12 protein-coding genes and 2 riboswitches are annotated in these 14033 nt (G+C 74.0%); of the genes, 7 read left to right on the top strand and 5 right to left on the bottom strand.

Going from position 1 to position 14033, the window contains the following annotated elements:
* Positions 1-86 precede the first annotated feature (86 nt).
* The gene (locus AC07A4_RS06250) at positions 87-998 is read left to right on the top strand and encodes a glycoside hydrolase family 16 protein (RefSeq protein WP_478593692.1); all 912 of its coding nucleotides are present in this window, start codon (positions 87-89) and stop codon (positions 996-998) included.
* Here AC07A4_RS06250 and AC07A4_RS06245 read toward each other — a convergent pair.
* The gene (locus AC07A4_RS06245; RefSeq protein WP_478593690.1) at positions 961-1914 is read right to left on the bottom strand and encodes a LysR family transcriptional regulator; all 954 of its coding nucleotides are present in this window, start codon (positions 1912-1914) and stop codon (positions 961-963) included. The genes AC07A4_RS06250 and AC07A4_RS06245 overlap by 38 nt on opposite strands.
* Positions 1911-2039, bottom strand: a complete 129-nt coding sequence (locus AC07A4_RS06240) for a hypothetical protein (RefSeq protein WP_478593687.1) — start codon at positions 2037-2039, stop codon at positions 1911-1913. The genes AC07A4_RS06245 and AC07A4_RS06240 overlap by 4 nt, the downstream gene beginning before the upstream one ends.
* A gap of 96 nt (positions 2040-2135) precedes the next feature.
* Here AC07A4_RS06240 and AC07A4_RS06235 point away from each other — a divergent pair, with 96 nt between their 5' ends.
* The gene (locus AC07A4_RS06235) at positions 2136-3092 is read left to right on the top strand and encodes a DMT family transporter (protein ID WP_478594373.1); all 957 of its coding nucleotides are present in this window, start codon (positions 2136-2138) and stop codon (positions 3090-3092) included.
* A 56-nt stretch (positions 3093-3148) separates the two neighbouring features.
* Here AC07A4_RS06235 and AC07A4_RS06230 read toward each other — a convergent pair whose 3' ends face one another.
* Positions 3149-3349 (bottom strand): hypothetical protein, encoded by a 201-nt coding sequence (locus AC07A4_RS06230; protein WP_478594371.1) that lies wholly within the window; start codon positions 3347-3349, stop codon positions 3149-3151.
* 347 nt (positions 3350-3696) lie between these two features.
* On the opposite strand from AC07A4_RS06230, the gene AC07A4_RS06225 reads away from it, so the two are divergent.
* Positions 3697-5070: a cytochrome P450 gene (locus tag AC07A4_RS06225; RefSeq protein WP_478593685.1), complete on the top strand. Its 1374-nt coding sequence runs from the start codon at positions 3697-3699 to the stop codon at positions 5068-5070.
* Between the two features lie 58 nt (positions 5071-5128).
* Here AC07A4_RS06225 and AC07A4_RS06220 read toward each other — a convergent pair whose 3' ends face one another.
* A complete protein-coding gene (locus AC07A4_RS06220) occupies positions 5129-5497 on the bottom strand; it encodes a hypothetical protein (protein WP_478593682.1) in 369 nt (122 codons plus the stop codon).
* A gap of 174 nt (positions 5498-5671) precedes the next feature.
* Positions 5672-5893, bottom strand: a riboswitch (cobalamin riboswitch).
* A gap of 104 nt (positions 5894-5997) precedes the next feature.
* A riboswitch (adenosylcobalamin (AdoCbl) riboswitch) is annotated at positions 5998-6096 on the top strand.
* A gap of 683 nt (positions 6097-6779) precedes the next feature.
* On the opposite strand from AC07A4_RS06220, the gene AC07A4_RS06215 reads away from it, so the two are divergent.
* Genes AC07A4_RS06215 through AC07A4_RS06205 form a run of 3 tightly spaced genes read left to right on the top strand, consistent with a single transcriptional unit; the run spans position 6780 to position 11606 of the window.
* Entirely contained in the window at positions 6780-8621 is a 1842-nt protein-coding gene (locus AC07A4_RS06215; protein WP_478593680.1) for a homocitrate synthase/isopropylmalate synthase family protein, read from the top strand.
* A gap of 52 nt (positions 8622-8673) precedes the next feature.
* Positions 8674-10998 (top strand): transketolase-like TK C-terminal-containing protein, encoded by a 2325-nt coding sequence (locus tag AC07A4_RS06210; RefSeq protein ID WP_478593677.1) that lies wholly within the window; start codon positions 8674-8676, stop codon positions 10996-10998.
* A gap of 44 nt (positions 10999-11042) precedes the next feature.
* The gene (locus AC07A4_RS06205) at positions 11043-11606 is read left to right on the top strand and encodes a GNAT family N-acetyltransferase (protein ID WP_478593675.1); all 564 of its coding nucleotides are present in this window, start codon (positions 11043-11045) and stop codon (positions 11604-11606) included.
* Positions 11607-11618: 12 nt separating this feature from the next.
* On the opposite strand, the gene AC07A4_RS06200 is transcribed toward AC07A4_RS06205, so the two are convergent.
* On the bottom strand, positions 11619-12143 hold the full coding sequence (locus tag AC07A4_RS06200; RefSeq protein ID WP_478593672.1) for a luciferase domain-containing protein: 525 nt from the start codon (positions 12141-12143) through the stop codon (positions 11619-11621).
* A gap of 322 nt (positions 12144-12465) precedes the next feature.
* Between AC07A4_RS06200 and AC07A4_RS06195 the strand changes: the two genes are divergently transcribed.
* A complete protein-coding gene (locus tag AC07A4_RS06195; RefSeq protein WP_478593670.1) occupies positions 12466-13893 on the top strand; it encodes a PepSY-associated TM helix domain-containing protein in 1428 nt (475 codons plus the stop codon).
* Positions 13894-14033 lie beyond the last annotated feature (140 nt).

The following is a 14033-nucleotide window of genomic DNA, read 5'->3' as shown; positions in this document are numbered from 1 at the left end:
CCACGCCGCGCCGGACGGCACCGTGCACCGACATCACGCCACCGACCACCGCCCCGCACCCCGGCCGCGGGAGGGAGCGCTCCGCCATGGGAACACACGCAGCACAACGACGGCGCAGGCCCACGCTGTTCGCAGCGGTGGGGGCCACGCTGGTCGCCGCCCTGTTCGCGCTGCCGAGCGCGGACGGCGCGCCGCGTTCGGCCGACGCCTGCCGCACCACGGGAGTCGACCTGCCGCGCGGCGACTGCGGGCCGTTCTGGCAGGTCCTCGCCGAGGACTTCAACGGCGACCGGGTCCCCCTCGGCTCGTTCCGCGACTGCGACCACCACGCCGACACCTCCGCCGCGTACTGCGGCGGACTCCGCGGCGACTACCGGGCCAACTGGTGGGCCTACCCCACGGGGTGGCGCGACACGGCCAACGAGCGCGGCCGGGGGCGCGGCGTGGCGGGCGTCTACCACCCGGAGGACACCGTGAGCGTCGGCCCCGCCGCGAACGGCGACGGCCGCATGCGCATCCGCATGTGGCGTCCCGCGCGCGGCGGTCCGGTCCACTCGGCGGCGGTCGTACCCCGCGCCGTCATGCAGATGAAGTACGGCAAGTACAGCGCCCGCATCAAGGTCACCAAACTCGCCCCCGGCTACAAGTCGGCGTGGCTGCACTACGGCGGGGGCTGCGAGATGGACCACCCCGAGGGGGAGTGGACGGGTTCCCTCAGCGCCTTCCACCACCCGTGCGGCGGCGGCAGGCAGGGGTGGTTCCACGGCTCCGACGACTGGACGCGGTGGCACACGGTGTCGACCGAGTGGACCCCCGGGCAGGTGCGCTTCTTCGTCGACGGCCGCCAGGTCGGGCGCGACACCCGCGGGGTGCCGAACCGCCGCCTGTCCTGGGTCATGCAGAACGAGAGTGCCCTGGAGGGACCGAACGCGGCCCCGGGGAGCAGCGCGCAGATCGAGGTCACGTGGGTGGCGGCGTACGCGTACGGCTGGAGGTGACGGTCTCCGCCCGGGGGTCCCGTTCCCGGATGACGGCCGCCGCCCGGCGCAGCTCGGCGAGGACCGTGCGGACGGCGGCGCGCGCGGCGCGTTCGGGGCGGTGCAGGACGTCGACGCGGCGGTGGGCGTGCACGCCGGTGAGCGGCCTGAGGGCCAGGGCCGGGTGGGGACGCGTCGTCCAGCGCGGCATGAGGGCGATGCCGCCCCCGGCGGCCACGGCCTCGGCGACCACGGTGAACTCGTTGACGCGGTGCACGATGTCGAGCCGCCGGTTCGCGGCGGTCGCGATGGCGTCGATCGTCGCGAGCAGCGGGAAGCCGTCGTGAACGGTGATCCAGGGCTGGTCGGCGACGTCGCCGGGCGTCAGCCGGGCCTTGGCGGCCAGCGGGTGGCCGACCGGCACGGCCACGTCCAGCGGCTCGCGCAGCAGCGTGGTGGCGACGACCGAGGACGGCCACGGCGGCGCCGGGTCCATGCGGTGGGCGAGGACGAGGTCGTAGTCCCGGGTGAGCAGCGGGAACCGGTCGCGCGCGACGTCCTCGTCGGCGAGGGCGAGCCGGGGGTGGCCCGGACCCGCGAGGCCGCGGAGCAGCAGCGGGAAGAACGCGGCGCCCGCGCTGTGGAAGGCCGCCACGGACACGGGGCCCTCCGGCTCGTTGAGGAACGCGTCGATGGTGTGCCGGGCGTGGGCCAGGGCGCTCTCCACGCCGACCGCCGCGTCGGCGAGCGCCTGCCCGGCGTCGGTGAGCACGAGCCTGCGCCCGTCGCGCTCGGTGAGCGGCACCGGGATCGACCGCTGGAGCAGGCGCAGTTGCTGGGAGACCGCCGACGGCGTCATCAGCAGGGCCTCGGCGGCCGCCGTGACGCTGCCGAGCTCGCCGAGCTCCCGCAGGATGCGCAGCTGCCGTTCGTTCATCGGCACGGTGTTCCGCGCGGCGGCGTCTCGTGCGTGAGCGCCTCGTGCATCGACGTCTCGTGCATCGACGTCTCGTGTGTCGACGTCTCGTGCGTCGGCGTTCCGCGCGGCGGCGTTCGGGTCATCGGGACAGTGTAGGGACGCTTCACCATCCGTGAAGAAACTCGGTCTTGGCTTCAACATCATCTCGCGGCAGCGTGGGCGGGGTGCTCCCCGTCTCCCTGCTCCACGCCCGCCGCGCCGACGCCGTCCTGCTCCTGGTCGCCCTCGTCTGGGGCTCCAGCTATCTGGCCGCCAAGACGGCCGTCGACGTCCTGCCCGTGCTCGTGGTGCTGTTCGCGCGGTACCTGCTGTCCGCCGCCGTCTGCCTCCCGCTGACGGCCGCCCGCGCCCGCCACCGGCGCTTCACCCGGGACGAGATCCGCGTCGGCGGCGTCCTCGGGCTCACGCAGGCGGCCGTCCTCGTCCTGGAGACGTACGGGGTCGCGCACACCAGCGCCGCCAACGCGGGCCTCATCATCAGCCTCACCATCGTGCTCACCCCGCTCCTGGACCGCGCGTCCGGCGGCGGCCGCCTCCCGGCCCGGTTCTTCGCGGCGACCGGCCTGTGCCTGCTGGCCGTGGGCCTGCTCATGTCCGGCGGCGGCTTCCACGCGCTGCGGGGCGGCGACGCGCTGATGCTGGCGGCCGCGCTGGTGCGCGCCGTCCACGTGGCACTGGTGGGGCGGCTGACGGCGGGCCGCGCGGTGCGGCCCGCGCACCTGACCACCGTGCAGACCGTCGTCGGCACCGCCGTGTTCGCGGTGCCCGCCGCCAGCGGTCTGCCCACGCTGGTGGAGGCCGACGCCGCTGTGTGGGCGCAGCTCGGCTATCTCGCCCTGTTCTGCAGCGTGTTCGCGTTCCTGGCGCAGACGTGGGCGGTGCAGCGCAGCTCCGCGAGCCGCGCCAGCCTGCTGCTCGGCACCGAGCCGGTGTGGGCCGCGGCGGTGGGCGTCGGCCTGGGCGGCGAGCGGTTCACGGTCCTCGCCGGCGTGGGGGCGGCGCTCATGGTCGCGGGCACGTACTGGGCCCAGGCCGTCGAACGCGCCCACCGGGGCGGGGCGCCCGGCGGCGCCAGGAAACGGAACGGCCGGACGGTACCCGTACCGTCCGGCCGTGATCCGAGCCGTGTCACCTAGTCCCGCGGTCCCGGTAGTCCCGCGGTCCCAGGCGCATCCGGCTCCAGACGCTGGTGTCAGTCCCAGGCGTAGCCGTCCCCGAACAGCAGGGTGTGCTCCAGGACGTCCTCCATCGGGTCGTCGATCTGGCCGGTGTTGAGCAGCGCCACCACGGGCGCGTTGTGCGAGTCGCGGTGTGTCTCGTCGGCGTGGGCCGTGCCGGTCGCCAGGGCGACCGGGCCACAGGACAGCGCGGCCACCAGCGCCCAGCGGGACAGATTCCTCACCCAACTGCCGTTCACAGACTGCTCCTTGACGTATCGACTGCTCGTGGAGGCGCTGGACCAGCCGGTCCGGCCCGTTCGCGGTGTCCAACCGCCGAAGCGCTCAGGAGTTACCGACGATCATACGAACGTGTCGTCTGAGCGGTCGTGTGAACCACCGGGCGGCTGTTCCCGGAGCGGGGCGCGACGGCATGTCCGCGCGCCCGCCCGCTCGCGAGTACGCCCTTACTTGTCGGACCGGCCGCCGCGACCATGGGGGCGCGCTGGACCACACCCCCGCCCGGCGAAACCCCCCACGGCAACGACAGAGCAGACACACAGCACCGCTAGGAGAGCGCTCTATGCCGTCCGCACCAGACCCGGCCGGACCGACACCCGTGGCCGCCCGGGCCCTTCCGCTCCTCGGTCACGCCCTGCCCATGTGGCGCGACCCGATCCCGTTCCTGCTGGCGCAGCACTCCGTCGCGCCGCTGGTGCGGCTGCGCCTCGGCCCCAAGTCCGTGTACCTCGTCACGCGCCCGGAGCTCGTCCGCACCGTGCTCGCCAGCGGGCAGCGCAGGTTCGACAAGGGCGGCCCGTTCGTGGACACCGCCCGCACCCTCATCGGAGAGGGGCTCAGCACCTGCTCGGCCCACGAGCACCGCTATCAGCGCCCGTTGATGAACCAGGCGTTCCGCCAGGAGCGCATCACGGGGTACGCCGCCGCCATGGCCGGGTGCGCCGCCGAGGCCGTCGCCGCCTGGCAACCCGGCCAGCACATCGACGTGTGCCGCGAGACGCGCCGCCTGGCCTGCCGCGCGCTGACCCGCACCCTGTTCTCCGACCCGGCCCAGGCCTGGCGCACCGGGCGGATCGAGGAGGCGTACACCGCCCTGATGCCCGGCATGTGGTGGCAGATGGTCGTCCCCTTCCGCCGCGTGCACCGCCTGCCCCTGCCCGTCAACCGGGAGTTCGGGCGGGCCAGGGCCCGGGTGCGCGAGCTGATCGCGGAGATGGTCGCGGCCTACCGGGAGCGCGGAGCCGGTCTCGGCGACGGGCTCTCCGTCATCATGTCGGCGCGCGACGAGAGCGGCCGGGCCTTCACCGACGACGAGGTGTGCGACCAGATCGCGGCCCTCATGAACGGCGGCATCCCCGCCACCGCCGACCTGCTGGCGTGGACGCTCCGCGTCCTCGCGGAGAACGGCGACCTGGAGCGGGAACTGCACCACGAGGTCGACTCCCAGCTGACCGGGCGCCCGCCCGCCTACGACGACATCCCGGGCCTGCCGCTGCTGGCCCGGGTCCTCACGGAGACGCTGCGGCTCTATCCGACGGTGTCGGTCCTCAGCCGCAGGGTCACCGAGGCCGTCACGCTCGGCGGCACCCGCCTTACCCCGGGGGACGAGGTGATGTTCAGCCCGTACTGCCTGCACCGCGACGCCCGCGTGTTCCCCGACCCCGGCCGGTTCGACGCCGATCGCTGGCTGCCCGGCAAGGCGGGCCCGGAGCAGCGCGAGGCGTTCATGCCCTTCGGCGTGGGCGTCCGCCGGTGCATCGGTGAGACGTACGGCATGACCGAGGCGATGCTCGCCGCCGCGGCGGTTCTCTCCCAGGTGTCCCTCGCCCGGATCCCGGACGCCCCCGCCGCGAAGCCGCTGCTGCGCATGACGCTCTCACCCGCCCCCCTGACCCTGAGGGTCGAGCCGCGCCGCCGCGTGGCCGCGCGGCACTGACCCCGGCGGTGCCGCTCGACGGGCCCCGAGCGGCACCGCGCCCCCGAGGCGGTGTCCCTCACGCCGCCGGGGTACGTCCCGGACCGCCCCGTGTCCGCGGACCGCGCTCCGCCCCGGTGAGGGCGCGGACCTGGTGCGCGCGCCGCCGTATCTCGGTGACCAGGGCCAGGCCGGTGGGTGCGGGTCCTGACGCCGGGGGGAGCTCCCGCGACCCCGGCGGGGCGTCGTCGTCGAGCGCCGCGACCAGGGTGTCCAGGAACTCGCTCATGTCGACGAGCGTGTCCCGCAGCATCCGCATCCTCGCGGTCTGGCTGCCGAGTTGTCTGCGCGTGGCGAGCAGACTCTCGAACTCCTGCACGGGCACGGCGACCATGGACGTGCCGTCCACGACGACCCGCCGCGGATTGTTCCGCACCGATGGGCCCACGGAGATCTCCTTCGCGAGATGAGTCCCTGAGGTCCCGGCGACGGGACGGGGGCGCGAAGGGGTGACGGAGCGGACGGCAGTGATACGACCGGGCGCGGCATCCCGCGCGGTCGTCCGTTCGCTCTGTACGCCGACCCGCCCTCGAGGTCACCGGGATGTCCGCGCGCGAAGGGGTCCGCGCGCGGGCAGTTGGCAGGTCTTCGGACTCGCGGGCACGCCCTCCTGACGGAGGACTCCTACTGGCCGTCGCTTCCCAGGCCCCGTTCGTCGGGCCCAGTGCGTGTGACGGCGGTCGTTCCCGCTCACCGCTGCGGGGCAGTCCCGGATTCCCACCGGGTTCCCTCTTGCGACGCTCCCGCCTGGCGGACGGGGCGAACCAGCTGCTCGCAGCAGCCTACGCGGTGTCGCTCGGGAGGGAACAGGACCGCCCGGGGAACAGTGGGTGGGGGTCGATAGGGGGTGACTGGCGCGGGGGCGACTGCTAGACATGTGGGGCCAACACCCGCGGCACGGGGAAGCCGGTGAGAATCCGGCACGGTCCCGCCACTGTGACCGGAGGAGCCCCGGCTCCTTCGGAAGTCAGATCGCCGTCCGCGGGTACCACGACGAAGCCCACGAGGATGGCGCCGACACGTCGCGGGAGTCTCTTGCATGCCTGTCCGCCGCTGCTCCACCCTGAGCGGAACCGGAGCCATTCGCACCGTTCGTTCACGATCCGCGAACGTGGTGGCCCTGCCCTGACGCGCACGGAAAGCACCGATCCGGGCCTCTCGTGCCCCCTGCCAGGGTGCGCCTGACCTTCCCGTCCCGCGTCCGCGCGTAATGACGGACCAGTCAGCGCCGCGGCACCCCGCGTCTCGCCCGGTGACAAGGCACAGCGTCGTGCCGCCACTTGCGCGTGGCCGACTCCGGGGAACCCCGGACCCCGTCGTACCCGAAGACTGACCGAACAGCTCCCTTCGCTGGAGACGTCGCTGCCGCGGCCCACCATGGCCGTGCCCGCGCCGATCCTCCACGGGACCTCGCCCCGCCCGACCGGTGGGGCCGAGCCGGCCCGGATGCGACCTCGGCCGGGTCACGGCCGCCCGACCCGACGTCCCCGAGCGGCTGACCCCTGCCCTCCGGACGTCGCCTCCCGGACCGCCCGAGCCGGTACCGCCCCGCGCCCCGGCGGCCCGACACCGCCCCCTCCGCGCGCGTGACCGGCTCCGCGGCGGACCGCCCCACCAGGACATCCGACCCAGGACGTCCGACAACGACAACCGCTCAGGAAGGACGCCCGGTGGCTCACACGCGCACCGCACCGGCCGGGACCCCGCTCGGCGACAGCTTCCACCTCTACGACACCACCCTGCGCGACGGCGCGCAGCGCGAGGGGATCTCCTACTCCGTCACCGACAAACTCGCCTCGGCCCGCCTCCTCGACTCCCTCGGAGTCGGATTCATCGAGGGCGGCTGGCCCGGGGCCCTGCCCAAGGACACCGCCTTCTTCCAGCGCGCGGCCTCCGAACTCGACCTGAGACACGCGGCCCTGGTCGCCTTCGGCAGCACCCGCAAGCCGGGACGGCGGGCGGAACGGGATCCGCAGGTGCGCGCCCTGCTGGAGTCCGGCGCCCCCGTGATCACCCTGGTCGCCAAGACCGACCGGCGGCACATCGAGCGCGCGCTGCGCACGGACGTCGCGGAGAACCGCGCCATGGTCGCGGACACGGTCCGCTTCCTGGTCGCCGAGGGGCGCCGGGTGTTCCTCGACGGCGAGCACTTCTTCGACGGGTACGCCGACGACCCCGACACCGCGCTGCGGGTCCTGGACGCGGCCATGGAAGCGGGCGCCGACGTCGCCGTGCTCTGCGACACCAACGGCGGCCGACTGCCCGGCCGCCTCGCCGACGTCGTCGCCGAGGTGATCGAGCGCACCGGGTTCCGGATCGGCATCCACTGCCAGGACGACACCGGCTGCGCCGTGGCCAACACGATCGCGGCCGTCGAGGCCGGAGCCACCCACGTCCAGTGCACGGCCAACGGCTACGGCGAACGCGCGGGCAACGCCGACCTGTTCGCGGTCATCGGCAACCTCACCACCAAACTCGACCTGCCGGTGCTTCCGCCCACGCGGCTCACCGAACTCGCGGGGACCGCCCAGGCCCTGGCGGAGACCGCCCACGTGGCCCCCGACCGGCACCAGCCCTATGTGGGCGCCGCGGCCTTCGCGCACAAGGCGGGCCTGCACGCCAGCGCGATGAAGGTCGACCCCAGTCTCTACCAGCACATCGACCCGGACGTCGTCGGCAACACCTCCCGCATCCTCGTCACGGAGATGGCAGGGCGCGCCAGCCTGGAGCTGAAGTGCCTTCAACTCGGGTTCGACATCAAGGACTTCGAGTCCACGGACTTCGAGTTCAAGGGCGCGGACGCCAAGGGCACCGAGGCATTCTCCCGCGTCGTCGCCCGCGTCAAGGAACTGGAGGCCGGTGGCTGGTCCTTCGAGTCGGCCGACGCCTCGCTCGCGCTGCTCCTGCACGAGGAACTCGCGGGCACGGCGACACGCCCCGTGGACCCGGCCACCCGCCCCGCCGGCACGGCCAGCGGCCACCGCGCGCCACGGCTGCCCGGCGGCTTCACACCCCTGACGTACCAGGTCGTCGAGCGCCACACCGCGGACGGCACCGTGGTCTGCGAGGCGAGCGTGCGGCTGCGCGCGGACCACCTCGCGGACGCCTCAGGAACCTCAGAAGCCTCAGAAGTCTCAGGAACGGGACCGCTGGGCGCCGGAGCGTTCGCCACCGAAGGCGCCGGGGACGTCATCGCGACGTCCGGGGGCGAGGGCCCGGTCCGGGCCCTGGACGCGGCGCTGCGCCGGGCCCTGGTGCCGCGGCTGCCGTGGGTCGCGGAGACCGCCCTCGTCGACTCCAGCGTGCGCGTCCTCGACAGCGCCCCCGGCGCGCCCGCGCTGACCCGCGTGCTCGTCGTCTCCCGTGACGCGGAACGCGAGTGGACCACCGTCGGCGTGCACGCCAGCGTGGCCGTGGCCGCCATGCTCGCGCTCGGCGACGCCCTCGCCTACAAGCCCCTGGGCGACACGCTCATCCGCGCCGGGACGCGGGCGCCCGTCCCCACGAGATGAACCGCCCGAAGGGCCGAAGGACCATGCGGAACCAGACCGAAGAGGTTGGACGATGAAGAGCACCACGAACAGCGCGCCACGGACCGACCCCGAGTTCGAGGTCCTGGCCGAGATCGAGGACCGTGTGCTGTGGCTCTCGACGGCGATCGTCGACCACGCGAACCGGGTGCGCCCGAACCCGACGGGCCTGAAGGTCGGGGGCCACCAGGCCTCGTCCGCGTCCATGGTGTCGATCATGACGTCCCTGTGGTTCAGGCACCTGCGGCCCGAGGACCGGGTGTCGGTCAAGCCCCACGCGTCCCCGGTGCTGCACGCCATCAACCACCTCCTGGGCTTCCTCGACGCCTCGTACCTGCCGCGGCTGCGGGAGTTCGGGGGCCTGCAGAGCTACCCGAGCAGGACCAAGGACCCCGATCCGGTGGACTACTCGACGGGGTCGGTCGGCATCGGGGCCACCGCCCCGCTCTGGGGCGCGCTCGCGCGCCGCTACACCGCGGCCGCGGGGAGCGATCCGGGCACCGGACGCCAGTACTCGCTCCTCGGCGACGCGGAGCTGGACGAGGGCGCGATCTGGGAAGCGGTCCTCGACCCCTTGGTGGCGGAGCTCGGGGAGGTCGTCTGGGTCGTCGACATGAACCGGCAGTCGCTGGACCGGGTCGTGCCGGGCATCGCCGCCGAGAGGCTGCGCGGCATGTTCTCCGCCGCGGGGTGGCAGGTCATGACGCTGAAGTACGGACACCTGCTGGAGGAGCTCTTCGCCCGGCCCGGCGGCGACGCCCTGCGCCGGCGCGTCGACGAGATGGCCAACCCGGAATACCAGCGGCTGCTGCGCTGCGAAGGCCCCGAACTGCGCCGTCGGCTGCCCGGCACGGGACCCGAAGCGCCCCGCGTCGCCGCACTCGTCGCCGACGTCGACGACGACACCCTCGTCGAGGCCCTGGCCCATCTCGGTGGCCACGACGCGCACGCCCTCGACGCCGCCTTCGCCGCGATCGACGACACCCGGCCGACCGTCATCTTCGCGTACACGGTCAAGGGACACCGCCTCGCGACGAAGGGACATCCGCAGAACCACTCGGCGCTCCTGACCGAGCGTCAGCTGCGCGACCTGGCCGCCCGCGTCGGCGCGGACGCGGACGACCCGTGGCGCGCCCTGCCCGCCACCGGCGAGGCGCACCGGCTGTGCGAGAAGACGGCCGAGCTGCTGCGCCGCCCTGCCGTCCACCACAGCGCGCCCCCCGAACTGCCCGCGGACTTCGGCCGTACCCCGAAGGGAACGACCACCACGCAAGCCGTCCTCGGCCGCGTCCTGCTCGACCTGACCCGCCAGGCCCCCGATGCGGCCCGCCGGATCGTGACCGTCAGCCCGGACGTCAGCTCCACGACCAACCTCGGGGGCTGGGTGAACAAGGTGGGCGTCTGGTCGCCGCGCGAGCGCAGGGACTGGTTCGCCGACGACGCGGAGACGATCCTGCACTGGAACGAGAAGCCGACCGGCCAGCACATCGAACTGGGCATCGCCGAGACCAACCTGGTGGGCCTGCTGTCCGAACTCGGCGCGACCTGGAGCCGGTGGGGCGAGCCGCTCCTGCCGATCGGCGTCGTCTACGACCCGTTCGTCGAGCGGGCCCTCGAACCCTGGTCCTACGGCATCTACGCGGGCGGACAGTCCCTCCTCGTGGGCACCCCGTCCGGAGTGTCCCTCGCCGCCGAGGGCGGCGCCCACCAGTCGGTCAAGACCCCGACGATCGGCCTGCAGCAGCCCGGGTGCGTGACGTACGAGCCGGCCTTCGCGATCGACACCGAGTGGACGCTGCTCGCGAGCCTCGCCCGCCTCGGCCGCCCGGACGGCGGCTCCTGCTATCTGCGCCTGTCCACGCGTCCGGTGGACCAGTCCCTGGCCGCGGTCCCGGACGATCCGGCCGCGCGGGCGCGCCGCCGCCGTCAGGCCGTCGCCGGTGCCTATCCGCTCAGGCGGCGCGCCGGTGCCCGGGTCACCATCGCCGCCATGGGGGCCGTGGTCACGGAGGCCCTGGCCGCGGCCGACCGCCTGGAGAAGGAGGGCGTGCCCGCCGACGTGGTCTGTGTGACCAGCCCCGACCTGCTGTACCGCGTGCTGCGCGCCCGCCAGGGCCACGAACGCGCCGACACCTGGATCCTGGACCAGGCGTTCCCCGCGGACCGCGCCACGCCCCTGGTCACCGTGCTCGACGGCCACCCGCACACCCTGTCGTTCCTCGCCACGGTCAACAAGGTCGCCACGAGCGCGCTCGGCGTCACGGGGTTCGGCCAGTCGGGATCGCTCACCGACACCTACCGCCACCACGGGATCGACGCCGACAGCATCGTGTCGGCCGCACTCGACCTCGCGACCTGACGGGCGCGTCCTGGGCGGTGGCGCGCGCGTCCTACGATGATCGGATGTACGCGATATCGCTGGGCGACGACGGTGCGCAGCTGCGGCCCCTTGAGCCGTGGCAGGCGGGGGAGTTCCTCGCCCACATCGAGCGGGGACGGGAGTTCATCGGGCGGCACAACGGGCTGCCCGACCTCATCACCGACCTGGCGTCGAGCCGGGCCTACCTCCAGGCGTACGCGGACAAGACGGCGAGCGACACCGGGCGCATCTGCGGTATCTGGTGGGGCGGCGAACTCGTCGGCGCGGTCATCCTGCGGCGCCTGGAGGCCGAGGCGGGCATCGCCGAGGCGGGCTGCTGGCTGGAGCCCGCGGGGGTGGGCAAGGGCCTGGTGACCCGGGCCGCGCGCGTCCTCATCGACTGGGCGGTCGAGGCGCGGGGCATCCACCGCGTGGAGTGGGTGGTCGCGTCGGGCAACGCGCCCAGCATCGCCGTGGCCGAGCGGCTCGGCATGACGCGTGACGGGGTGCTCAAGGAGAGCTACCTGTACCGGGGCGTGCGGCACGACGAGGAGGTCTGGTCGGTGCTCGCGCCCACCTGGCGGGCGCGCGGGCACGGCCGCGCCTGAGCGGCGCGCGGCTCAGTGGTGCCCGTGCGGGATGAGCCGCCCCACCGCCTTCCACGTCGCCCGCAGCCCGAAGCGGGCCCCGGCGGCGGACGGCGGGGGCGCGGCCGGGCCCCGCGGCGCCGGGCAGGCGCGGGCCTCCCAGTCGCACGGGGGAGAGGGGGCGTCGGCCGCGGGTCCCGGCCGACCGGGCTCCGCGCCCGAGGCCAGCGCGTCGTCGTGGGCCTTGAGGCCGACGCTGACCAGCGTGAGCAGGAGCGCGACGTCCATGTCGCAGTCGAGCAGCACGGTGATCCAGGACGCGCCGGGCCGGACCCGGATCGCGGAGCTGTGCGTCAGCTGCGGGCGCAGCCGGTCGACGGCGGCGCGGGTGAGGCACACGTCCGCGGCGTCGTCGGAGTGGAAGTGGACGAGCTCGTACCCCGCCGTTCCGGGAGCGCCCGGGGTGCTGAAGGACCGCCCGACCGCACATCGGGGAGGACCACTTACGAGATGCGGCCATGACTCCAGTTGGGTCATGGCTCGTTGCGCCGCCGTCATGGGCCCCATCGTCGCGCGGATTTCACCCTGCCAACTACCCCCGTTCACAAGCCGCTTCCTTACGATGACGCAACCTCGCGGCAGCAGGGGGAGGTCAACAAGGATATGCGGGCGGCCGCATGACAGGGAACCCATCGCGCCATGTCACTCGCGCGTGCTGAGGACGTGGGATGTTGTCGTACCGCAGCGCCGTCACCCGGCCATCGTCTATATGACGTAGATCACATCAGCCTCCGGGAACTCGCTCTCCTCCCGGCTCGACCCATGGACCGCCCCGGTCGCGACCGGCGCACCCGTTCCGACCGCACCAGGAGAGCACGACATGTCCGCCGCACCCCCCGCCCCCGCCCCGCCCGACGGGCGGCCCGCCCCCACCACGGGGCCCGCCGCGCGCCGGTCCGCGTGGGGCTCCCTGCGCCCGCTGGTGCTTCGCCTGCACTTCTACGCCGGGGTGCTCATCGCGCCGTTCCTGCTCGTCGCCGCCGCGACGGGCCTGCTGTACGCGGCCTCGTACACAGCGGAGAACATCGTGTACGCCGACCAGCTGCGGGTCCCGGTGGGGGACCGGGAGCTGCCCGTGGAGCGGCAGGTCGCCGCGGCCCGCGCGGCGCACCCCGAAGGCACGGTCGCCGCGGTGCGTCCTTCGGCGGAGGACGGCGCGACGACGCGGGTGCTGCTCTCCGGGGTCCCTGGCGTGCCCGAGGACCGCACGCTCGCCGTCTTCGTGAACCCCTACACCGCCGAAGTGCGCGGCGCCGAGGAGAGCTACGGCTCCAGCGGCGCGCTGCCGCTGCGCACCTGGATCTCCGGCCTCCACCGCGATCTGCACCTGGGCGAGACGGGCCGCCTGTACAGCGAACTCGCCGCGAGCTGGCTGTGGGTGATCGCGGGCGGCGGCCTCGTCCTGTGGTTCGCGCGGCGCCGGGCGCGCCGCAAGCTGCGCGGCACGACGGGCCGACGGCGCCTGCTGTCCCTGCACGGCTCGGTGGGCGCCTGGGCGGCCGCGGGCCTGTTCTTCCTGTCCGCGACCGGCCTGACCTGGTCCGCGTACGCGGGCGAGAGCATCAGCGACCTGCGCCAGGCGCTGGGGCAGACGACGCCGACGATCTCGGCGAGCGCGGCGGGCGGCGGCGGTGAGCACGCCGAGCACGGCGGTGGCGGCGCCACCGGCGGGTCCGCCAAGGCGAAGGACATCGGCCTGGACGCCGTCCTCACGTCGGCCCGCGCCGAAGGCCTCTCGGGCCCCGTGGAGATCGTGCCGCCCGCCGACGGCGCGTCCGGCTACCTCGTCAAGCAGATCGAGCGCACCTGGCCCGGCAAGGCGGACTCCGCCGCCGTCGACCCCGGGACCGGCCAGGTCACCGAGGTCCTGCGGTTCGACGACTACCCGATGCTCGCGAAGCTGACCCGCTGGGGCGTCGACGCGCACTCCGGCACGCTCTTCGGGCTCGTGAACCAGATCGCCCTCGCCGCCCTGGCGCTCGCCCTGGTGCTGCTCGTCGTGTGGGGCTACCGGATGTGGTGGCTGCGCGGAAGCGGCGGCGCGTTCGGCCGCCCGCTGCCGCGCGGAGCCTGGCAGCACGTCTCCCCGTACGTCCTGGTGCCGCTGATGGCCGCGATCGCGGTGCTCGGCTACTTCGTGCCGCTCCTCGGGCTTCCGCTGGCCGCCTTCCTCGCCGTGGACGTCGTCCTCGGGGAGGTCGCGCACCGGCGCGGCAAGCGCGAGAACCCCGCGCTGCGGGAGGGCTGAGGTCCGGGTCCGCCGCCCGCGGCGGGCCGGTGGCCAAAACCGGCCCACCTGCCATGTCCGCGGCCCGGCGGACCCGTTGCCGCGCACCGCACCGACGATCTACCCTCCCCGGAATCCGGAGATCCGTGACGAGGACGGAT

It is taken from the genome of Streptomyces sp. NPDC043996, assembly GCF_056435225.1.
The sequence above is the reverse complement of the archived record's forward strand: the minus strand, read 5'-3'. Positions and strand labels throughout refer to the sequence as shown.